Origin of the sequence: Mahella australiensis 50-1 BON, assembly GCF_000213255.1 — a bacterium.
GTDB lineage: Bacteria > Bacillota > Clostridia > Mahellales > Mahellaceae > Mahella > Mahella australiensis.
In genome coordinates this window covers 772606-794310 of record NC_015520.1, presented here as the reverse complement: position 1 = coordinate 794310, position 21705 = coordinate 772606, and the positions used below count along the sequence as shown (strand labels likewise).

Annotated in this window: 20 protein-coding genes, 2 pseudogenes and 1 riboswitch; of the genes and pseudogenes, 8 read left to right on the top strand and 14 right to left on the bottom strand. The window is 42.7% G+C overall.

Annotated elements, in window-relative coordinates; genetic code table 11:
• Positions 1–5: 5 nt before the first annotated feature.
• The 6 genes from pstB to MAHAU_RS03650 form a co-directional block, all read right to left on the bottom strand.
• Positions 6–755, bottom strand: a complete 750-nt coding sequence (gene pstB / locus MAHAU_RS03675) for a phosphate ABC transporter ATP-binding protein PstB (RefSeq protein ID WP_013780375.1) — start codon at positions 753–755, stop codon at positions 6–8.
• A gap of 29 nt (positions 756–784) precedes the next feature.
• Positions 785–1492 carry a response regulator transcription factor gene (locus tag MAHAU_RS03670; protein ID WP_013780374.1) on the bottom strand — a complete coding sequence of 236 codons (708 nt, stop codon included), beginning with the start codon at positions 1490–1492 and terminating at the stop codon, positions 785–787.
• A gap of 60 nt (positions 1493–1552) precedes the next feature.
• Positions 1553–2023, bottom strand: a complete 471-nt coding sequence (gene nrdR, locus MAHAU_RS03665; RefSeq protein WP_013780373.1) for a transcriptional regulator NrdR — start codon at positions 2021–2023, stop codon at positions 1553–1555.
• Positions 2024–2128: 105 nt separating this feature from the next.
• Positions 2129–2938 (bottom strand): undecaprenyl-diphosphate phosphatase, encoded by an 810-nt coding sequence (locus MAHAU_RS03660; RefSeq protein ID WP_013780372.1) that lies wholly within the window; start codon positions 2936–2938, stop codon positions 2129–2131.
• A 13-nt stretch (positions 2939–2951) separates the two neighbouring features.
• On the bottom strand, positions 2952–4742 hold the full coding sequence (gene pepF / locus MAHAU_RS03655) for an oligoendopeptidase F (protein ID WP_013780371.1): 1791 nt from the start codon (positions 4740–4742) through the stop codon (positions 2952–2954).
• A gap of 104 nt (positions 4743–4846) precedes the next feature.
• Positions 4847–6097: a glucuronate isomerase gene (locus MAHAU_RS03650; RefSeq protein WP_013780370.1), complete on the bottom strand. Its 1251-nt coding sequence runs from the start codon at positions 6095–6097 to the stop codon at positions 4847–4849.
• Positions 6098–6591: 494 nt separating this feature from the next.
• On the opposite strand from MAHAU_RS03650, the gene MAHAU_RS03645 reads away from it, so the two are divergent.
• From MAHAU_RS03645 to MAHAU_RS16025, 3 genes and pseudogenes are all read left to right on the top strand, one after another.
• A complete protein-coding gene (locus MAHAU_RS03645; RefSeq protein ID WP_013780369.1) occupies positions 6592–6876 on the top strand; it encodes a hypothetical protein in 285 nt (94 codons plus the stop codon).
• Between the two features lie 141 nt (positions 6877–7017).
• Positions 7018–7890 carry an aldose epimerase family protein gene (locus MAHAU_RS03640; protein ID WP_013780368.1) on the top strand — a complete coding sequence of 291 codons (873 nt, stop codon included), beginning with the start codon at positions 7018–7020 and terminating at the stop codon, positions 7888–7890.
• Positions 7891–8088: 198 nt separating this feature from the next.
• A pseudogene (locus MAHAU_RS16025) lies at positions 8089–8199 on the top strand (transposase); the annotation flags it as partial.
• Between the two features lie 68 nt (positions 8200–8267).
• Here MAHAU_RS16025 and MAHAU_RS03635 read toward each other — a convergent pair.
• Entirely contained in the window at positions 8268–8807 is a 540-nt protein-coding gene (locus MAHAU_RS03635) for a hypothetical protein (RefSeq protein WP_013780366.1), read from the bottom strand.
• A gap of 555 nt (positions 8808–9362) precedes the next feature.
• Positions 9363–9542: riboswitch (Lysine riboswitch) on the top strand.
• A gap of 107 nt (positions 9543–9649) precedes the next feature.
• Here MAHAU_RS03635 and MAHAU_RS03630 point away from each other — a divergent pair.
• The 4 genes and pseudogenes from MAHAU_RS03630 to MAHAU_RS16220 all read left to right on the top strand — a co-directional run bounded on the left by MAHAU_RS03630 (position 9650) and on the right by MAHAU_RS16220 (position 12793).
• Positions 9650–10651 (top strand): aspartate-semialdehyde dehydrogenase, encoded by a 1002-nt coding sequence (locus MAHAU_RS03630; protein WP_013780365.1) that lies wholly within the window; start codon positions 9650–9652, stop codon positions 10649–10651.
• A gap of 17 nt (positions 10652–10668) precedes the next feature.
• The gene (dapA, locus tag MAHAU_RS03625; protein ID WP_013780364.1) at positions 10669–11553 is read left to right on the top strand and encodes a 4-hydroxy-tetrahydrodipicolinate synthase; all 885 of its coding nucleotides are present in this window, start codon (positions 10669–10671) and stop codon (positions 11551–11553) included.
• A gap of 16 nt (positions 11554–11569) precedes the next feature.
• A pseudogene (gene dapB / locus MAHAU_RS16225) lies at positions 11570–12322 on the top strand (4-hydroxy-tetrahydrodipicolinate reductase); the annotation flags it as partial.
• Entirely contained in the window at positions 12308–12793 is a 486-nt protein-coding gene (locus tag MAHAU_RS16220) for an ACT domain-containing protein (protein ID WP_483466649.1), read from the top strand. The pseudogene dapB and the gene MAHAU_RS16220, both read left to right, overlap by 15 nt.
• A 42-nt stretch (positions 12794–12835) precedes the next feature.
• Here MAHAU_RS16220 and MAHAU_RS03615 read toward each other — a convergent pair whose 3' ends face one another.
• On the bottom strand, positions 12836–13996 hold the full coding sequence (locus MAHAU_RS03615; protein ID WP_013780362.1) for a Gfo/Idh/MocA family protein: 1161 nt from the start codon (positions 13994–13996) through the stop codon (positions 12836–12838).
• 77 nt (positions 13997–14073) lie between these two features.
• The gene (locus MAHAU_RS03610) at positions 14074–15039 is read right to left on the bottom strand and encodes a sugar phosphate isomerase/epimerase family protein (protein WP_013780361.1); all 966 of its coding nucleotides are present in this window, start codon (positions 15037–15039) and stop codon (positions 14074–14076) included.
• 275 nt (positions 15040–15314) lie between these two features.
• Here MAHAU_RS03610 and MAHAU_RS16125 point away from each other — a divergent pair, with 275 nt between their 5' ends.
• On the top strand, positions 15315–15590 hold the full coding sequence (locus MAHAU_RS16125; protein ID WP_083809832.1) for a Fic family protein: 276 nt from the start codon (positions 15315–15317) through the stop codon (positions 15588–15590).
• On the opposite strand, the gene MAHAU_RS03605 is transcribed toward MAHAU_RS16125, so the two are convergent.
• The 5 genes from MAHAU_RS03605 to MAHAU_RS16020 form a co-directional block, all read right to left on the bottom strand.
• Positions 15578–16321 carry a hypothetical protein gene (locus MAHAU_RS03605; protein WP_013780360.1) on the bottom strand — a complete coding sequence of 248 codons (744 nt, stop codon included), beginning with the start codon at positions 16319–16321 and terminating at the stop codon, positions 15578–15580. The genes MAHAU_RS16125 and MAHAU_RS03605 overlap by 13 nt on opposite strands.
• Positions 16322–16374: 53 nt before the next feature.
• Positions 16375–17496, bottom strand: a complete 1122-nt coding sequence (locus MAHAU_RS03600; protein ID WP_148258379.1) for a uroporphyrinogen decarboxylase family protein — start codon at positions 17494–17496, stop codon at positions 16375–16377.
• A gap of 50 nt (positions 17497–17546) precedes the next feature.
• Positions 17547–19319 carry an FAD-dependent oxidoreductase gene (locus MAHAU_RS03595; RefSeq protein ID WP_013780358.1) on the bottom strand — a complete coding sequence of 591 codons (1773 nt, stop codon included), beginning with the start codon at positions 19317–19319 and terminating at the stop codon, positions 17547–17549.
• A gap of 164 nt (positions 19320–19483) precedes the next feature.
• Positions 19484–21337 carry an FAD-dependent oxidoreductase gene (locus MAHAU_RS03590; protein ID WP_013780357.1) on the bottom strand — a complete coding sequence of 618 codons (1854 nt, stop codon included), beginning with the start codon at positions 21335–21337 and terminating at the stop codon, positions 19484–19486.
• Positions 21338–21372: 35 nt separating this feature from the next.
• A complete protein-coding gene (locus tag MAHAU_RS16020; RefSeq protein WP_013780356.1) occupies positions 21373–21696 on the bottom strand; it encodes an FAD-dependent oxidoreductase in 324 nt (107 codons plus the stop codon).
• Positions 21697–21705: the final 9 nt, after the last annotated feature.

Genomic DNA, 21705 nt, shown 5'->3' with positions numbered 1-21705 from the left:
ATTAATCAACCGAATCTTCCCGTAATGTAATCCTCAGTACGCTTATCTTCCGGCTTATAAAACAGCTTTTCGGTCAGACCCCATTCTATCATCTCTCCCATGAGAAAGAAAGCCGTATAATCGGATATACGTGCAGCTTGCTGCATATTATGCGTTACGATTACTATAGTATATTTCTCTTTCAAGTGATCTATGAGATCTTCAATCTTTGACGTGGATATAGGGTCCAAAGAAGCTGTGGGTTCATCCATAAGCACCACTTCCGGTTCAACCGCCAGAACCCTTGCTATGCACAATCGTTGTTGCTGCCCCCCGGACAGACCCAATGCTGATTTTTTAAGCCTGTCGTTGACCTCATCCCACAGAGCCGCAGCCTTCAAGCTTCTCTCCACTACAGCGTCCAGCTCATATTTATTCTTTATGCCATGTATCCTCGGCCCATAAGCTATATTATCGTAAACGCTCATCGGAAACGGGTTGGGTTTTTGAAAGACCATACCTACGCGCTTGCGTAGATCTATAACATCGTAATCTTTATATATATTTTTACCGTCCATAAGCACGTCGCCTGTAATGGAAACGCCGTTTATCAAGTCATTCATACGATTTATAGTCCGCAAAAACGTCGACTTGCCACAACCTGACGGCCCTATAAGCGCTGTTACTTTATTAACCTCTATATTCATATTTATGTTTTTGAGGGCTTGGAAATCACCATAAAACAAATTTAAATCATGTACCTCTATTTTATTCATCTAATACAACCTCTCCCACGGATATTATTCTATTCGCCTTCCTCGGAAGCGATAAATTTATAGCCTACGCCGCGTATAGTTTCGATATATTTAGCTTCGTCCATATCGTCCCCTAATTTTTGTCTTATATGTCGTATATGAACATCTACTGTTCGGGTTTCACCGAAATATTCATATCCCCACACCTGATCTAGCAAATAATCCCTTGACAGCACCTTGCCCTGATTCAAAACCAATAATTTCAATAATTCGAATTCTTTAAGCGTGAAATCTAATTTATTGCCGTTTTTATAAACCTCATACTTTGACGTATCTATCGTTAAACCGCCTACTTTTATTATTTTAGGCTCCATATCGTTATTCTCTGTTCTCCTTAAAAGAGCCTTAACGCGTGCTATTAATTCTCTTATACCGAACGGCTTGGCAATATAATCGTCAGCTCCTATTTCAAGGCCTACTACCTTATCTATCTCTTCTCCTTTAGCAGTAAGCATAATGATCGGGACTTTGGCAGTAGCAACCGACGCTCTCAGCGTTTTACACACTTCCAAGCCGTCTATACCGGGCAACATTATATCCAATATGATGAGGTCCGGAACCTGCTGCCGGCAAAATTTCAATGCCGTTTCACCATCCTCCGCAACTTCGACTTTATACCCCGCATTTTCTAAATTAAAGCGAATCAGCTCCAGTATGTGCGCTTCATCATCTACTACCAAAATAGTTTCATTAGGCATCCGCTGCCCTCCTTGACATATTCTCTTCTTATTATAATGCACAAATGCCTGCATGTCCAATCATTCTTCAGTCTCATCGCGTTCGTTCAAAAGTTTTTTAAGTTCATCCATAAATGTATTCACGTCTCTAAACTGCCTGTAAACCGACGCAAAGCGCACATATGCCACCTCGTCGAGGTCCTTTAGATGTTTCATGACCATCTCGCCTATCTCATGGCTTGTTATCTCGGACTTGACATCTGTATATACCTGCTTCTCTATATCCGATACCACATCTTCTATGTCGTCCATAGAAACCGGCCGTTTCTCACATGCCTTTATAATACCGTTTTTTATCTTATCAATATCGAAGGGCTCTCTGCGGCCGTCTTTTTTTATAACCATCAACGGTATCCTTTCCACCTTTTCATAGGTGGTAAAGCGTTTACCGCATTCAACGCACTCGCGCCTGCGGCGTATGATAGTGTATTCTTCAGCCGGTCTCGAATCTATAACCCTGCTCTCTATACAATTACAATATGGACATCTCATAAAAAGGCCACCGTAATCTAGTGGCACCTCCTATTCTCTATTTTTACGCTTTTATTATACACAAGTTCTACACATATGTGCAATGCGCAAACATATTTTTGCATTCTAGCTTACTATACCCGTCAGCGTCAGCACAATCATCAATATACCCACAACCAGCCTGTAATAGGCGAACGGTTTTAGCGGATGCTTGCCCAAATACGTTAAAAATCTGTCTACCACGATAAGCGCCACTACGAAAGACATTATAAATCCTACGGCAAGGGCGGCCCATTCCAATCCCGACATAGCGCTGAATCCTTTTAAAAATGAATACCCCGTAGCCGCTATCATAGTGGGCATGGCGAGAAAGAAGGAGAACTCCGCTGCCGCTTTAACCGACATGCCGGCCATCATGCCGCCCATAATGGTGGACGCCGAACGTGACATGCCCGGAAACAACGACAAACACTGTACCGCACCTATGAGCAACGCCTGTCTACCATTTATTTCATCCATGTCATCTGCTCTGTAATTCCAGAATACCCGCTCGACCAACAACATCAATACAGCTCCCACCACGAGCGCTATAGCCACGGTAAAGGAAGAAAATAAATGAGCTTCTACAAAATCATTTACCGCCAACCCTATCACAGCGGCTGGTATAAAGGCTATGATTATCTTAAGCCAGAGATTGAATCCCCATTGGCCGGGTTTCATATGCCTGAAAGAATCGGCTATCTTCTTTCTATAATAGAATATTACGGCCAGTATAGCACCCAACTGGATTACTATTTCAAACATAACCGAGAACCTCTCATCGTTAAAACCAATGAGGTCACCCACTATAATAAGATGCCCTGTAGAGGATACTGGCAAAAATTCCGTTATACCCTCTACTATGCCCATTATAAAAGCCTTAAACAAAAGTAACAATTGCTTTATCCCCCTATATCATGCTTTCCATTTGATCGAGCAGCCCAGCAAATACCTTAAGCGCTGCTTCTACTGGTTTCGGCGTAGTCATATCCACACCGGCTTTCTTCAGCAATTCTATGGGATAGTCCGATCCGCCGCTTTTTAGAAAGTTTATATATCTATCCACTGCGGTCTTACCTTCACTCAATATTTGCTGCGATAAAGCCGTGGCCGCTGAAAAACCGGTAGCATATTTGTAGACATAAAAACTGCTGTAAAAATGGGGTATGCGCGACCATTCCAAGTCTATACGATCATCTACCACTATATTCGGTCCGTAATATTTTTCATTCAAATTATGGTATATGGATGACATCATATCTGGCGTCAACGATTCACCGGTTTCAGCCTTGTCGTGTACGATCTTTTCAAATTCGGCAAACATTGTCTGACGATACACCGTACCCCTGAACTGTTCCAGATAATGGTTTATAAGATACAGCTTCATGCTGCGTTGATCTGTAGTCTTCAGCATATGATCCATGAGCAGGGCTTCATTCAGCGTTGATGCCACCTCAGCTACGAATATGCGGTACTCTGCATAGATATACGGCTGTGCTGAGAATGAGTAATGAGTATGAAGAGAATGTCCCATCTCATGAGCTATGGTAAATATATCATCCAATGTCCCTTGGAAATTCAACAACACAAACGGGTGAACCCCATAACATCCCCATGAATAAGCACCGCTGGTCTTGCCTTGATTTTCGTACGCATCTATCCAACCGTTTTTAAATCCATGTTCGAGCAAACTTATATATTCCTGCCCCAAAGGCCGAAGCCCCTCCAATACCTTATCAATCGCTTCTTCATATGATACCTTTACCTTTATATCAGGCACCAAGGGTACATATAAGTCATACATATGGAGCTCATCCACGCCCAGCATTTTCTTGCGCAGTTTCACATAACGATACATAAGATCCATGTTATCGTGTATAGCCTTTATAAGGCCGTCGTACACCGATGTAGGCACATTATCGTCATCTAACGAAGCAGCTAAAGACGAAGGATATTTGCGCACGCGGCTAAAAAATATATCTTTTTTTACGTTTGAGCTCAATGTGGCTGATAATGTATTTTTCAGTTTGCCATATGTATCATACAACGCCTCGAAAGCATCTTTACGCACACGACGGTCCTGGCTTTCCATAAACTGCATATAGCGCCCCTTGGTCAGTTCTACCTCATTGCCGTTCTCATCCTTTATAGACGGAAATTTTATATCCGCATCGTTTATCATGGTAAATATAATATCTGCCGCTTCGGCCATCTCTCCAGCCTGAGCCAATATTCTCTCCTCCGAGGCTGACAGCACATGTGCCTTCTGCCTCATGATATCATCTATATAATGCCTGTATAGCTCAAGATTTGGTTCTTCAATCATATAGCCATAAACCTCGTCAGCCGGTATGGCCAATATTTCTGGTACTATAAATGATAAAGCACTCTGTATTTCTATAATAAGGCTCATAGCCCTGTCAGCTAACGCCTGGTATTTCGTATTGGCGTTATCCTCATCGCGCCGCATGCGAGCATATGTAAAGAGCCTCTCTGCCAACTGGCTTATCTCATCGCGCAATTTAAGCGCGTTATATAGACTATCCGCTGAATTTAACCTGCCCTTATATTTCTCCATCGCAGGCACCATATCCTTAAGCCTTTTAAAATCCCTTTCCCATTCGTCATCCGATGAATATATATCTTCCAAATGCCACTTATATTTTTTATCGATTTCTTCACGTTTAGGCAATGCATTCATCGTTTTTACCTCCAAAATTCATTTTTATATATTATATCATCTATGGCTTAATAAAAGAAATGGCCTTTCCAAAAAACATTCAGAAAGGCCATTAAATATATTCATCACAATACCCTGTCTATAAATTCCCAAAAGTTGCTGTTAAATAAACTCTCCACATCGCGTTTTATTTCGGCCTCTTTCACCTTCCATCCGGTCTTGCGCAAATCGTTATATTTGTCTACAAGCACATCGGCTATAATACGGCGGGAATGAGTCCACTTATATATTAGCTGGTCCAACACCCTAGCATCCGAATGTTGCGGTATAAAGCTCACACCCAGGAGTTCTGCTCTCATGCGCGTTATCTCATCGACCAGGCTGGGATTGTTCAAAAACCACCAGCATCCAAAAGGCATGAGATTTCTGAATTTACGTGCTGCTACCGCTAATTCATGCTGATTCTCGCGCGAAAGCATGGTCACCATAAACTTATTATGCGGATACTTCGAGCATAAATATATCACGGTGTTTATATCCGCCTTATATACGGCATCACCGGCATCTTTTAACTCAGGATTAACCTGCCTGTTTACACCTATCATCATGGCGAACGGTTTATTTTTTTCACGTGCGACCGGCAATACACAATCCTCTATTATCCTTGCTCTGTCAGAATCCTCGGGCATGATAAAATCATAAGGTAGCGACGCAGCCATATACACCGCGTTCATCCTATCCATCCATTCGCTCAAGAAGCGTTTTATTTCGTCAACACTCATATCGGATAAATCCTCTTTCACTTCATAACCCCATTGTTGCAGTTGCAGGCAGGCTTGCGGCCATGAATTGAGCAATACATCCAGGCGCAAAGCAGCCTTAAATCTCTCATCGTCTTGTAAATCGCTCAGCCATTTTTCTCGCTCCACCGGGTTAAAAGGATCATTGGTCATAACCACTGCTTTTATATTAGCCGTATCGAAGACTTTGTCGGTATACTGTTCTACTGTCATACCGGCAAAGAAACCCCTATAGCTTGTCAAGTCTCTGCTGGCCGTATCCAATCCTAATTTATTCAAGGCAGTCAAAACACCTCTGCATGCTTCGCTGTACGGTGAATGTTCGACAAAAAGCGTGTTCCATATCATATCAGCCTGCTCTTTTTTGGTCATAGACCAGAACTCCTCATAAGGCATACTGGTCCAGCGCATCGTCTCGGCTATAAGATAATGATAATTCAGCAGCTCATCTACGCCCCATAACAGCATATCCCCAAATGATGGCGGATAGAGATGCGTATGAACATCGGTTATAGCAACATCTTCTACCGCTTTGTACACGGCTTTCCTTATATCCTCTCGACTATGTAATGACATATCAATGTAACCCCCTCAAATGTTTTTTTCTATTATACCACATTTTACAACAAAACGACACATTTAAAAATTTGTAACATGACAAATTCAGCGCGCACAATGATATAAATCCTACGCCCGCTCATGAAATATTGCGTAGGCGTACTTACAATTCGTTTCGCTTGAGCAAGCTAACACCGGCAATTCGCGTCCATGCTCAGTGCCGGCTGGTCGGGCATCCATGCCCGACCTACGCTTGCTCTACGCTGCACTCAGTGAGTACGCCTACGCAATATTTCAAGGCGTTCTCCGGCTTTATATCATTTGCATCGCTTTATATCATCCGTTTCAATTACATATTACAAATCGAAAAAATTTGTAAGAATTCTACATAAAATTAGTTATATTTTCCTATTGAAATTATAAAATGCGATGAATATAATTCAAATTAGAAAGAAGAGATATAAAGGAAGGGATAAAAGTAACATAACAATAATTCAAAGGGGGTGTATAATATGTATTGGGTTTGGTTAATTATAGTTGGTGTAGTAATATCGCTTTTATCTAACTTTGTGGTACTTAAATCTAAAAAATCTTTCCTTGGATATTGGGGATTATTAGTAGTGGATTTAATAGGTGCATGGCTTGGTGATATAGTTTTCGGTAATTGGGCACTTATAAATGATTATAATATCGTTGGAGGCCTTATAGGCGCTATAGTACTAGACGTGATATGGAAATACGTAGTATCTCCGTGGGCAACCAAGTCATCTGGCACCGATACAAGTGCTAAAGCATAACAACATAGTCCCTTCCCTGAACTTATAAAGCCGGTGTGCTAAATATGCATACCGGCTTTTGTCATTTACATATCGTATATGGTATAATATCGATATAAACGTTGCTGTAACAAGAAATTAGATCAGGAGGATTTAATCTACATGTATAGCATAGAGCGCTACATAGACGTATTTGAAACCTATAAACTGGGCAATGATGATACTTTTATAAAAGTGGTGCCCGACCGTGGAGGTATAATAACCAGCCTCTTTTATAAAGGAAAGATGATACTTTATCTGGAACCAGAAACATTATACGATGCTTCTAAAAATATAAGGGGCGGCATACCGGTATTGTTCCCAATATGCGGCTGGTTGCAGGATGAATGTTACAAAATAGACGGCATATCATATAATATGCCTCAACATGGTCTTGCCCGAAGGGCTAAATGGACGGTTATAGACAGTTTTGTTGGAGAGCATGGTACCGATATGACGCTGTGCTTCGAATCCAGCGAGCAAACTAAAAAGTCTTACCCGTTTGACTTTCGCTTGATATATAGGTATGAGTTAACCGACAAAGGCCTCGCTATACATCAAAGCTATATAAACGACAGCGATAAGGATATGCCATTTTATGCTGGATTTCACCCATATTTCTATACAAGCGATAAAACCGCGCTCACATTCGACACCGGAGCTTTGCATTTTTGGGATTCGGTAAATGGTTGTCTCAAAGATGTAAAAGATCCGAATAATATAGATTTTTCTGCTCCCGAGGTTAATATGATATTATTGGACGCTCATGCTGGAGGCGTATCTATGACCAATAAAACCGACGGCTGGGTTATATCGTTAAACTACGATGATGTCTTCAGATATGTGGTAATATGGTCTCTGGAAGGAAAGAATTTCGTATGCATAGAGCCTTGGATGGCTAGGCCCGATTCTATGAACACAAAGAGAGATGTGTACACCCTACGTTCACATGGCGTATTAAACACTGTATTTAATATAAATTGTAAATTAAGCTAATCGCGATGTTCTAGACTAGAGATAAATAGCACGTTTGCAGGCGCGACAAAAAACATTTTACCCCACGCACATGCCCCAAAATAGCTGATTGTTAAACGATGGAACAGCAAAAGGCGAAAATTCACCCAGAGAAGAAAATGGAAAGACCCCCTCATTTATTGTATAATAAAAAAACAAGGAAAGAGGGGGTTATCCTATATGGCTATTATACCACAAATTTCATTCGATGTGTGGGATGATGATAACGAATTAGGCGATTTGGAAAGGCTGCGTTTGGTAATTGAATATATGCCGGACGAAGAATTAATGATGCAACCAAGAGCGATATAAATAAGCGAAATTATAGCTTTATAGATAAAATATCATTTATAACAGTTTTACTCAATATTCTCTAAGGATGTTACTTTTTCCTCTGGCTCTCCCATTTTCATTGGAGATCCAGGCTTTACACTATACACCGGATAAAGCATTATTTTAATCTCTCGACAGCCCTTCAAATCCACTCCTTCTATCTCTCGCAGCTGAAATATTTCAAAAGTCCCTATTTCTTCAACATAAGCGTTTTTATCAAATGTCTCTCCTTTATCATTAACAATTTCTATATGAAACTTTGGTGAATTAGATTCGGTTGACGAATAGATACTTTTATCAAACCATATACCAAAATGCAAACGCTTTAAGTTGGGTAAATAATACAAGTCAGTCATTTGAACGCTTGTCTTTTCAAATTGGCGGTTTTCTATTTTTATATGCACCGGCTCATCCTTTTCATTATAAGAATCCCACATAATAGGTTGCTTATAACCATGCTTATATAGGAAAATATCCCAGTTAGCTTTATTAATGTTAAAGTATAAATACACTACCACGAGAAATATTGCAACAACAGCTATTACCCACTTTTGCTTAGATGACATTATTTTCCCTCCATTAAATATACAGTAGTGTCAGTATATAAGTTTCATACCGATACTACTGTATATATCTATTTTTATTGCATAAACATAACTATGATTATAAATATTAATATCCTGCATCAAACCAACCAATAATAATTTGTATTGTGAATGGATTGCCTGATTCCATTCACAAGCACACATGTGGCTTTTCCGCTTTGGGCTTAACATTTAATAGTTACTCAAATAATACGTGCAATGAAACCACCTCCCTTTTTTGATCATCCTTTATAATACAATTATACACATAGTGACCCCCATTATCAAAACAATTTTTGTTAAGATTATGATAAAAAACCTCCCGGCGATTCGACAGTTATGCAGAAATATAACCCATATAATGACTGGAAACATCTAATTTTTCTTTGTGTCATACAATACTGTTCCTTTCTCATAGTGACACTATACAGAATAATTCTACTATGACAATATTACAGAATGATAACATTTTCTCCCAATATAATCACCTTGCACTGCTGTTTGCCATATGATATAATAGCGTTGAATCGAATATACGAACAGGATAGAGGTGCGCCTTTTAATAGTAATATCGTTGAGGTTTTCGGGGCCATCGATACGATATGAAAGGAAAAGGTGCCGAAGGTATGGGGACCCTGAATGACCCAGAGCCTGGATCGCCGGTTAATAATCGTCGGTCTGTCGTCAACATTAGGTTGATGGAGAGCTATCTGTTGCATTAAATAGTAATAAAAGCTATTGAAGCAGCCGGTAGCAAATCTCCGGCTGTTTTTTATTAATAGAAGGGAGGCAGCAGAGCCATTTAAGCTCTGCTACGCATTAGAATGAAAAAATATAATTTGGCAATAGTAGGCGTAACCGGTATGGTAGGCCGCAAGTTTCTTCAAGTATTGGAGGAACGGCAATTACCTGTGGAAAATTATTATATGTTTGCATCGGCACGCTCAGCCGGAAAACAATTGGAATTTATGGGCAATACGTACATTGTCGAAGAGCTCACCGAAGCCAATATAATAAATAAGAAAATCGATATAGCACTATTCTCTGCCGGCAGCGGCACCAGCTTGGAATTCGCGCCTAAATTTGCTGCTCACGGAGCAGTAGTTATAGATAACAGTGCCGCATGGCGCATGGATGATTCTGTACCGCTGGTAGTGCCGGAAGTAAACCCGCATGATATATCGTGGCATCATGGCATAATAGCCAACCCCAATTGTTCCACCATACAAGCGGTCGTAGCACTAAAACCATTGCACGATCTCTATAAAATAAAACGCATCGTGTATTCCACTTATCAAGCGGTATCAGGCGCTGGCATGGGCGGGTACAATGACCTCAAAAATGGAATCAACGGCGAGCCTCCAAAGAAATTCCCATATCCTATAGCCGGCAATTGCATACCGCATATAGATGTATTCCTGCCTAACGGATATACTAAAGAAGAAATGAAAATGGTGAATGAAACGCGCAAGATTCTGGGCGATAATAGCTTAAAGATAACAGCCACTACTGTGCGCGTACCGGTATATTACGGACACAGCGAATCGATAAATGTGGAATTTTACAATGAATTCGACCTTGACGAGCTGCGCGATGCATTATCGCACGCCCCCGGCATTGTGATAATGGATGACCCAGCAAACAATATATACCCTATGCCTATACTGGCTGAAGATAAAGATGAGGTATTCGTAGGTCGCATACGCCGCGACGAAAGTGTAGAGAACGGCGTTAATCTTTGGGTGGTAGCCGATAATATAAGGAAAGGTGCTGCGACCAACGCTGTACAGATTGCCCAAGAACTTATAAAAATGTGGGAAAAATAAAGAAGGAGGCCAATTATATGAGCGTTTTTACAGGATCAGGCGTAGCCTTGGTTACGCCATTCACAAAAGATGGCGTAAACTTTGACGCATTAGAACAAATGATAGAATTTCAGATAGCCGGCGGCACCGATGCCCTTATAGTGTGTGGTACTACCGGCGAACCGTCTACCATGACTGCTAAAGAAAAACACGATACCATAAAGTTTTCTATAGAAAGAGTAAACCATCGTATACCTGTCATAGCCGGCACCGGCGGCAATAACACAGCCGAGGTCATAGAAGCCTCGGTTGATGCCCAGCAGCTCGGTGCCGATGCGCTGCTCATAGTAACGCCTTATTATAACAAGACTACACAAAAAGGATTGGTAGAACATTATACCGCGATAGCCAATGCCGTGGACATACCGATTATAATATACAACGTTCCCAGTCGTACAGGGCTTAATATGACACCGTCTACACTGGAGAAACTATCCCACGTCAGAAACATTGCTGGCATGAAAGAGGCCAGTGGCAATATCGTCCAGGTAGCCGAGATGGCGCGGTTGTGCAGCGACAGAATCGATATTTATTCCGGCAACGATGACCAAGTAGTGCCTATATTATCCTTAGGTGGTAAAGGCGTGATATCGGTCGTAGCTAATATAGCGCCAAAGGATACGCACGATATGGTAATAAAATTCTTAAACGGCGATATAGAGGGTAGCCGACAGCTCCAGTTTAAGCTAAATCCATTGGTAGAAGCGCTGTTCATAGAAGTAAACCCGATACCGGTAAAGACAGCATTAAATCTTATGGGCTTTAACGCCGGTAATCTAAGGCTTCCGCTAACCGAGATGTCCGAAAGCAATCTAGCATTTCTAAGGCAGCGCATGATAGAATACGGATTTGAATTGAAATGAGGTGTAACATCGTTATATGATAAATATTATATTAAACGGATGCAATGGGCGTATGGGACAGGTCGTGGCCAAAACGGCTGCATCTGACCCTGAAGTGGCTATTGTTGCCGGCGTTGATAAATTCCCCGACGCCATAAATAATCCTTTTCCTACTTGCGGCGCATTAGCCCAATGCGCCGACATATCGGCCGATGCTATAATAGATTTTTCCCGGCCCGAGGCACTGCCATCCATACTGGACTACGCCAAGGAACATCATCTAGCTGTGGTTATAGCCACCACCGGAATGAACGATGAAAACCGGGCGGCGATAGCACGTGCCGCCGATGAGATAGCAGTATTTACTTCATCCAATATGTCGCTTGGCGTAAATGTGCTCATAGACCTTGCCAGAAGGGCTGCATCTGTACTCGGCAATGCGTTCGATATAGAAATCATTGAAAAGCATCACAATCAGAAAGAGGATGCACCCAGCGGTACGGCGCTGTCGATAGCCGAAGCCATAAACCAGGTGCTTTTGGATCGAAAACGCTTTACATACGGCCGTTACGGCACATCCGCTAAACGCTCCGCCGATGAAATAGGTATACACGCTATACGAGGCGGCACTATGGCCGGTGAACACTCAGTAATCCTGGCCGGCCATGACGAGGTACTGGAATTGACGCATACAGCTCAATCCAGGGATATATTTGCGGTAGGCGCCTTGAATGCCGCCAAATTTATAGTAAATAAACCAGCCGGACTATACAATATGGTAGATCTCATGTTGGAGAAGAGCGCTGTCACCAACCTATATGTTTCCAATGAAGAAGCTATGATAACGCTAAATGCCATACCACACAGCGCACGCATAATAGCGGATGTGTTCAATTCATTGGCTGATAAACACATAAACGTCGATATGATAAGCCAAACCACGCCTGTAGAGGGCTTGGTGAACATATCCTTCACCATACCGGAAACCGACTTAAACGACGCTATAAACGCTATGAGCAGATTCAAAAAACAAAGCGATTCTTTCCGCATAGATGTGTTCGGCGGCATATCCAAGCTCACAATAGAGGGCAGCGGCATGGAACGTCAACCAGGTATAGCGGCTAAGATATTCGACGTATTGGCACAAGATGATATAAGGATAAAGCTGATAACAACATCGGAAACCAAGATATCCTGTGTAATAGACCGTGAACAGGAAGAAGCCGCAATGACATTATTGCGGCAGGCTTTTAACCTATAGCATAAAGAGGCTGCGCATATGCGCAGCCTCTTTATGCTATAATTATATATCATCTACTTTGATCCATCGTCTCTCCGCCACAGATGCATCAACCGCCTCCAGTACCTGCTGGCATTTCACTCCGTCATAGAAATTCGGTTCCGGCATCTTATCGGAGGCTATAGCATTTATCAGGTCATACACCTCATGTATAAAGGTATGCTCATATCCTATAACATGCCCGGCCGGCCACCACGCCTGCATATATGCGTGCACCGGTTCTGTCACTTGTATGGTCCTGAAACCTTGAACGCCTTCTTCATCCTCAGTAGAATAATACTGCAGCTCGTTCATACGCTCGAACTCGAACCTGACGCTACCTTTGCTGCCGTTTATTTCAAACCACATGCCATTTCTATGACCTGCGGCAAAGCGCGTAGCCTCTATCACGCTCAGCGCTCCATTCTTAAAACGCCCTATAAATACGGTGGCATCATCGACATTAACCGATACTTTAGGACTATTATCCGCTGCTTTACCGCTCAAGCCAGTCATTTCGCTGACCATGGGGCGTTCTTTTACAAATGTTTCGTTCATACCCATCACCTCGTCAAATTCACCGACGAGATAGCGCGCCATATCGATGAGATGCGCTCCCAAATCACCTAATGAACCGGAACCGGCCACCTCCTTTTGAAGTCGCCATACCAACGGGAAATCCGGATCTATGATCCAATCCTGCAAATAAAATCCTCTAAAATGATATATCTTGCCTAATTTCCCTTCATCGATAAGCTTTTTTATCAGTTGTATAGCAGGTGCTCTTCGGTAATTGAATCCTATCATATGTTTGACGCCGCTTTTTTCCACTGCGGCCAATATCTCACGGGCATCAGCCAATGTTAACGCCAACGGTTTCTCACAGAAGACATGCTTACCTGCCTGAGCAGCAGCTATAGCAATATCTTTATGTGCATTGCTCGGCGCGGTTATATCTATAAGGTCTATATCGCTTCTGTTTACCAGATTTCGCCATGAAGTCTCATAGCTTTCCCATCCAAATTTATGCGCGGCCTCTTTTACGCCTGCCTCATCGCGACCGCATATGGCTTTCATAATCGGCTGCATGGGCACATCGAAGAACATGCTGACGTCCTTGTATGCATGGCTGTGCGCCTTGCCCATAAACTTATATCCCACCATGCCTACATTGAGTTCTTTCATAACTTAACTTCCCCCTTTATTGAATAAACGGCAAGAACATGACGCAACATTCACGCCCTTGCCGTTTTAAATCATGCTTATGCCCACCACATACCGCTGACCGGTTCTGTAGCCAATACATCCTTTAAGAAAGCAACAGCCTTCTGGAAACCCTCGTTTCCGGACAATAAACTATCCTCATGCTCTATGCTCAATACGTCATCGTAACCTACCATGCGCAAGTTGCTGACTATATCCTTCCAAACCTGGTAGTCATGGCCATAGCCGACCGAGCGGAATATCCATGAACGATGAATCTCATCGCTGTAATGCTTGGTATCCAGTACACCGTAAGTCTTTGTATTTATCTCATCTATTCTGGTATCCTTAGCATGGAAGAAGTATATCGCATCGCCTAGCTGTCTTATGGCATATACCGGATCAACGCCCTGCCAGAAAAGGTGACTGGGATCGAAATTCGCACCTATTGTATCGCCTACAGCATTTCTTAACTTCAATAATGTTTCAGGGTTATATACGCAAAAACCCGGATGCATTTCCAGCGCTATCTTGGTTACGCCATGGTCATTGGCGAACTTAACGGCCTTTTCCCAATAGGGTATAAGTTTTTCATTCCATTGATAATCCAGTATTTTCAGGAAGTCTTCAGGCCACGGACATGTAACCCAATTGGGATACATAGAGCCTTCCGAATCGCCCGGACACCCGGAGAATGTTATTATACGGTTCAAGCCCAGCTTTTCGGCCAATAATACGGTTTTTTCAAAGTCCTCATGGAACTTCTGGGCTATTTCCTTCTGCGGATGAACAGCGTTGCCGTGACAGCTCAACGCGCTTATCTCCAACCCTCTGGAGTCTATGGCATCCTTAAATTTTTTGAATGCCCCTTCATCATTCAACAATACATCGGGATTGCAATGAGCATTGCCTGGGAAGCCCCCAGTGCCAAGCTCCACTGCTTGCACACCCGATTTGACTATGTAATCCAATGCATCTTCGAACTTCATGCCGGCAAATAGCACTTCAAATACGCCTAACTTCATAGAAAAATACCTCCTCGCGCGTTATATAATCTAGGGAACATATCCCAAGTGATATTATATACCGCATCGTTCGATAAAGCAAGTATGTGCTTGCCGATACGCCGAAACAGCTACAAAATATGCAAAAATATGGCTTGCAGTATATCTTCTTTTCTGACGATTGGTTCGTGCTGCATTGCCTGAAATAACTTGCTGGAAATGGAAAACTGAAGTCGCCGACAACGGAACAGAAAAAATCATTGACAACGATCATTGTGCCAAACAGATAACAACAAATAGCCCGCAGAACTTTTTTTATTTCTTATGGGCAAGTTTGTTTCCTCATTAATGCGGACAGTCCGACGAATGACCTGCTTAAGGCCGCAGCCATTCACTTTTACATTGCCTATCTGCACCCGTGTTTTGATGGCAACGGACGTATGGCTCGCCTCATGCATCTGTGGTACCTGCGGCGGCAGGGCTATTCCTCTGCGCTGTTCATACCGTTTTCCAGCTACATCGAGCGGAATCGAAGAGGATACTATAACACCTATTTATTCTATCTTAAATAATAGGACACCCATATATTAGGTTCCGAATATTCGGCTATGTCCTTTATAATATCAACCCTAACGGGAACTAACGCTCCGTCAACCACATAATTCCCACTGCCTGGCATTTTCATGCCTGTCCACTTCTCCCAGTCTCCTATCTTCCCAGGAATATACATTGCCTCATGACATATTTTAGTTACTCTTGCACCAAGTTTAACATGTACTCTCAGCCAAGGATCAAAAGGATACCCATCGCTATTTTCCCATTTGATATAATCTTCAATAGGAATTAATGGATACTTACTTTTTAAGTTCGGCCTCACCGGAACCACAAAATATTTAAATCCATTGTTATAAGCAATTGATTTCATTTCCGCTACTATCGAATAACTCAATCTATGTTCCTGATAATTCCTATTTATAGCTATTTGAAGGCCACATAAAATATTAGGTTTCTTATTGTTTGACTTATCTTCAAATCCTTTAAGTAATGCCCAATCCCATCCTTCTTCCGGCAAGTTTTCCAGAGATTCACACCAACAAAAAGGAATACTGTTTGCGAATCCGGCAACCTCACCATCTATTAATATAGATATCTGGTATTCGGCAAATGTTGTATATAAGTTCCTCCAATTTTGATTCGAAATCGGATCATGCAAGATAAATTCGGGCCATATTTGATGCGTAATTTCATCATGCATTCTTTTCTGCTCTGGATTTTCCATAGCGGTGATAACGGTATAGTCCAATATAACGTTTCCTCCTTTCCATATTCTATTACAAATTTTTATTTAAAGAGCATCTATTCCACCCTTCCATATCTAATCCCCGCATTTATGAACGCAAGGTAGTTTTCCACCGTTTTTTCATTAATGAACGTTTCATATGGCCCCGCCGTAGGCGAAAGAATAAAGCGCCCGCTTTTGCCCTCTCCGATTGCATCCTTTATCATTTGCTCTATCTCATCCTTATCCTTGCGGACCAGATCATCATATTGTATGTTGCCTATAAGCACCATGTCCTTGCCCAGCGCCTCACGCGCCTGCGTTATGGTACAGTCGCCGATAGGCGGAGCTTCTATGGTATGCAGGCCGTCGGGATTTATTTCTTTCATACCGGCTAATACTTTATAAAGATTGCCGTGATAATGAACAATGGATTTTTTGCCGTATCCGCGGATCAGATCCACTATGCCTTTGACATAGCGCACCGATAGATCCCGGAATTTAGTCGGCGACACCAGCGGCGGACCTGCGAATTCCGCGCCTACGATAAAGAATACATCGCCTACATTCCTATCCAGCAAATATTTATACGCATACAGCACCCTGTCATATATTGCGTCGAGAAAGGAAAGTATCTTATCGTAATCGGTGGCCGTCCAGAGTGAGAAATTCTCCGCACTGGTCAAATTATATAACGGCATCAACGGATCCCCTATATCCACCATCATTAAACCTTTGTCTCCCAATTCTTCTTGCTCTCTAAAAAATTTTGAAACATCAGGGCTTGGTGGAACATAAGGAATATCCACAATTTTCTTCAGCTCGTCGACGTCTTCTATAAGCGGTTTTACTTTAGTCCCATCCTTGCCTGTAGAAACGTATTTCATAAGAGACATATCTTTATACCGCAGTATATCTTTTATTATATGATTGCCCGCATTATCTTCCTCCGAATGTTCCCACTTGATTTCCGGATTTCCGTTGTAGCAAAATCCCATGTTAAAGCCACGCCGATCAAATGTATCGCAGTATTTGTCTATGGCATCGACGATGGGTTTATAGCATTCCAGGTCATAGATATCCGCATAACAACCCAGACGATGATATGGCGCCAGCAGCCATATGGGAATGCGGTCTATATCCTGTCCATTGAATAAGCGAGTCAGCCTTTCGCGGCTGCTAAGAACGGTTTGTATCATTCTCTTATCTCCTACTCTCACCATGTTTGAGGGACCTGGCGGCCCCTCGTTCAATATACCCTAACCTCAAATATCCTTGCATGCTTATCACCATTGGTAGCATTTATGACGACTTTAATGTCATCACATTCTACCGGCGCAGGCAATTTATAAACCCTGAGCCGCAAGTAATTTTCTTTTTCAGCAAGCGACTGGACCAGCTTGCCATCACTGTAAAATTCAATGGTGTAATCTTTCACTAGTTCCGCAGGAATGCCGGGTATCTGTCTCGACAGTACCGAATGTGAAAGGGATGGCATTAACTCCTTGGAAAGGTTGGAATCAAACTTAAAATGAATTTCTTTCACTTTGACTTTACAGTCGAAAGCAAGATCGATCCATTCCGGAGTATCGCCCATTTCGCTCGAGATCCAGCAGTTTGTATTTTCTTTCACCCTTCTTGTAACGCCGCTAATAACGTTTTGTCCATCGCTTCCTTCCACAAAGGATGAGCACGTTACCTTTGCTTTTTTAGCCAAATCAGCGGCATCTTCATTTTTGAAGCCGGGAATGTAGCAGTCGTCTTTCAAAAGTTCCTGCTGAAGCTCCTTTATATATTCGTTTACATCCCTCGGCATAACTCCCTTTTCCACAGCCATGGCCCCGGCAGTCCCGATCGCCTGACCCACTACGGCGCACGTAGCCATTACACGTGTTGAGCCGAAAGCCATATGCGAGGCGCTTATAGCTCTTCCTCCCACTATCAGGTTGCTGATATTCTTTGAATAAAGGCAGCGATATGGGATGGTATACATCTCATCGCATTGAATGTTCAGGTTAGGTTCCAGCCTCGTGCGAATACCTCCGGATACATGCATATCCATAGGCCAACCGCCGTAAGCCACAGCATCATCGAATATCTTGCCAGCCAAACAGTCCTGCTCCTTTAGCACATAATCTCCGACGACTCTGCGGCTCTCCCGTTTGCCAGGCAGGAAACCCACCCAATCCAGAACAAAATTGTCCGCATTGTGATGGCCGCTGTTTTTAATATGATCCCATATCCCGTATACCGCTTTGAGCAACTCATCGCGGATCACTTCGCCGTCAGCTATAACATCAGTATCATCACCGCCCAATTCGATCCACCAATAACCCGATGTGATTTCATTATGTCCACGGTAGGCCAAATCATCATCGGTGTATGAATTCGCCCACGATGGCTTTATAAACGGTACTGGATGGCCGGCATCCACTGCCTTGAAAAGCAAAGAACTTCCCATGGTAACATCATCGCTCTCATCGGGTGCATCTTTTTCACCGAACACGGCTTTGCCTTCCCGACCGAACATATACTCCGCGCCGGCCAGATAGGCAAGCGTCGCGTCGCCTGTGGCATCGACGAATATCTTCGCCTTAAATTCAAATATTTTCTCAGTGGTGATCTGTTCCGCTATTATCTTAACGATTTTATTGTCCGTTGTTTCAACCTGCGTCATATGGGTATTCAGATACATATCCAGATTATCTTGGAACTTTACTTTTTCCCACATAACCGTATCAAATACCGAAAATGACATCTGCGGATTAACTCGCCGGTTTTCCAGCAGGATTTCCTCCAAAATACCGGTTTCCCGCGCATCCGACCGGCTACCATGGACATCAGCCCCGCAAATATGCATGCGGATTTCCGAGCTGGCATTTCCGCCGAAAACAGGGCGATTTTGAATGATCGCTGTCTTGCTCCCATGCCGAGCTGCGGCAATTGCCGCGCAAATGCCTGACATTCCACCGCCTACGATTACAATATCATACTGCCTCTCTATTGTTGTTTTGGCCCTCACTTAACTCATTCCCTTCAAATTATCGATCAACATCATAATAAATCCTTTATCATTATATCACACCTTTTAGCCCGTACCTTAATTTAACCGCATACTTTAGGGTTGAACAAGCTAAATTTTGTCTACTGTACTCAAATGAGAGTATTGCTGAAATACAAAAATCATCAATATACCCTTGCCTCAAATAAACCTGCGTTAAGGCTGCCGTTTGTTGCCCTGAAAACGATTTTTACCTCATCGGTTTCAATAGGATCAAATTCTATCCGGTTTACCCTCTGGTAATTGTTCCTTACTTCCACCAGTTTATTGTAAGCCTCACCCTCTTTATAGTATACATCATAGTCTTTGATAACCGTAGGCATGACATCAAAATCTTTCGGCTCATATCCTAATCTCTGGTTAAAATCCGAATCAAAATATAAAACTATTTCATGAATATTCTTTACATTATCAAAGTTAATCGACACGTATTCGCCGTCGACTTTGCCGTCGGAAAGCCATAGATTAGGCAAACCGTAAGGCCTGGCATAACCGTTGTTTATGTTTTCAGGCTCATAAACACCCTGTGTAGGGAATATGTCAAAGCATAGCTGAGCGTTGAGATTGTGCCACATGAAGTCTTTTTTCTCCAACGTTTCTATATCGCATAAAGTCTGCGCTCTATTTTCATTCTTTCGCATGCAGACCACACCGGGAAGCTTCTCATCGGATATTCCCAATTCTATGTCCCGATTAGCCTCTATCTCCAAAAATATAATCTTGCCGCCCACATCTTGATTTACGGGCAGCTTTATCCACCGGTAGTCGTCCGAAGCGCTTATGTCTATCTGCCCTTCGGTTATCTTCGTTTCCGGATAATAGTTCTCTTTTTTGCTCGGCACATAAACAGTATAACGCAGGCATGTATCCTTAAAAGCCTTAACCGACAATGACACGTCTTCAACGCGCGCTTTTACGGGAATAAGCATGGCTATGTTATCTTCCGGTATCATTCCGTCAGCTATTTCTAGTAATCGGCATTGTTTTATGGATGATGTTTTTATCTTGGCATTTCGGGCTTTATCGTCCTCATCCTCATTCTTGCATCCGACTATATATTGATCATGTTTTAGCAGCAACTGCTGAAGCTCTTTGACATGATGCTGAGAGACATCTCTGGGCATCACATCGTATTTTTTGCATAGATAAGCTGCTGCTCCTAAGGCCTGACCCAGTGTACTCAGCGTAGCCATAACCCTGGTACTGCCGAAAGCCACATGTGTGGCCGACATGCATCGCCCCGCCATGAACAGATTATCTACGTTTCTCGAATACCCTGTCCTATATGGTATCTGATAGATTCCTTTCAAATAAAAATGTTTGTTGACCAACTCTTTGGAGAAGAACCCTTCGATAGCATGCAGATCTATAGACCAACCGCCATGGCCCACCGTATCATCGAAATCGGTCTGGGCCACTATATCCCGTTCCTTCAATATATAATCGCCCATCAACCTTCTGGACTCCCTCTTACCGGGAATGCAAGCCACATACTCGAGATCGTAGTTCTCAGCGTCATATTCGCCGCTGTTCTTTATATAATCCCATATACCGTAAACCAGCGCCCTGTGCTTTTGTGTAATGGTTTCGCTATCTCCGATAGGATCTGCTCCTACACCGACCTCATAATACCACTGAAACCGCCAGAATTTATCCTTAGGGATGGTCCTATAATTCAGGACATCGGTTTTAAAAAGATCGATGGCAAAGTCCGGGCGTATATATTTAACCGGTTTACCGACATCTTTTGCATAGAAAGTCAGTGTACTAGGTATAACATATGGATCGGCCACATCCGGAGCTATTCTCTCACCGAATTCGTCCTTACTCTCTCTGCCCATCCTATAGTCAGCGCCTGCGAGGTAACCGACGGTAGCGTCGCCTGTATCGTCGAGAAAATACGTTCCGTAAAAGTCAAAGCGTTTCTCGCTGCCCTGCTGTGAACCCGAAACATATTCTATAGTGTTTTTATCCTTCATCACAACCGAATCTATATTGGTATTCAGAAATAGCTCTATGTTTTTTCTTTAAGCAAAAAATCCATAAGAACAGCATCCCATATATAGCGATTGCGTTGCGGGTTACGATGCAGATTCTCCAGTCGAATTTCTTCCAATATACCGCCCTCTCTGGCATAAAGGTTGAATTCCTGCGCTCCATCGGCCCCATCCACGCTTACGTCTATCTCTGCGCTGGCATTCCCTCCGACATAGCCTCTGTTGTTGATCAGCGCTACCGTAAGACCTAATCGAGCAGCCTGTATAGCGGCGCATATGCCGGGCATACCGGCGCCTATTATCACGAGGTCCTTCGTAACATCGTACCTTTCAAACTCCATATTTCATTC

Coding starts and splice junctions, on each gene's coding strand:
- MAHAU_RS03670 (WP_013780374.1), bottom strand. CDS start 1,492: ATGCCTAATGAAACTATTTTGGTAGTAGATGATGAAGCGCACATACTG.
- MAHAU_RS03635 (WP_013780366.1), bottom strand. CDS start 8,807: ATGTCATCTAAGCAAAAGTGGGTAATAGCTGTTGTTGCAATATTTCTC.
- pstB (WP_013780375.1), bottom strand. CDS start 755: ATGAATAAAATAGAGGTACATGATTTAAATTTGTTTTATGGTGATTTC.
- MAHAU_RS16020 (WP_013780356.1), bottom strand. CDS start 21,696: ATGGAGTTTGAAAGGTACGATGTTACGAAGGACCTCGTGATAATAGGC.
- nrdR (WP_013780373.1), bottom strand. CDS start 2,023: ATGAGATGTCCATATTGTAATTGTATAGAGAGCAGGGTTATAGATTCG.
- MAHAU_RS03600 (WP_148258379.1), bottom strand. CDS start 17,496: ATGATACAAACCGTTCTTAGCAGCCGCGAAAGGCTGACTCGCTTATTC.
- MAHAU_RS03640 (WP_013780368.1), top strand. CDS start 7,018: ATGTATAGCATAGAGCGCTACATAGACGTATTTGAAACCTATAAACTG.
- MAHAU_RS03645 (WP_013780369.1), top strand. CDS start 6,592: ATGTATTGGGTTTGGTTAATTATAGTTGGTGTAGTAATATCGCTTTTA.
- MAHAU_RS03590 (WP_013780357.1), bottom strand. CDS start 21,337: ATGAAGGATAAAAACACTATAGAATATGTTTCGGGTTCACAGCAGGGC.
- pepF (WP_013780371.1), bottom strand. CDS start 4,742: ATGAATGCATTGCCTAAACGTGAAGAAATCGATAAAAAATATAAGTGG.
- MAHAU_RS03650 (WP_013780370.1), bottom strand. CDS start 6,097: ATGTCATTACATAGTCGAGAGGATATAAGGAAAGCCGTGTACAAAGCG.
- MAHAU_RS16220 (WP_483466649.1), top strand. CDS start 12,308: ATGGTAGATCTCATGTTGGAGAAGAGCGCTGTCACCAACCTATATGTT.
- dapA (WP_013780364.1), top strand. CDS start 10,669: ATGAGCGTTTTTACAGGATCAGGCGTAGCCTTGGTTACGCCATTCACA.
- MAHAU_RS03630 (WP_013780365.1), top strand. CDS start 9,650: ATGAAAAAATATAATTTGGCAATAGTAGGCGTAACCGGTATGGTAGGC.
- MAHAU_RS03610 (WP_013780361.1), bottom strand. CDS start 15,039: ATGAAGTTAGGCGTATTTGAAGTGCTATTTGCCGGCATGAAGTTCGAA.
- MAHAU_RS03615 (WP_013780362.1), bottom strand. CDS start 13,996: ATGAAAGAACTCAATGTAGGCATGGTGGGATATAAGTTTATGGGCAAG.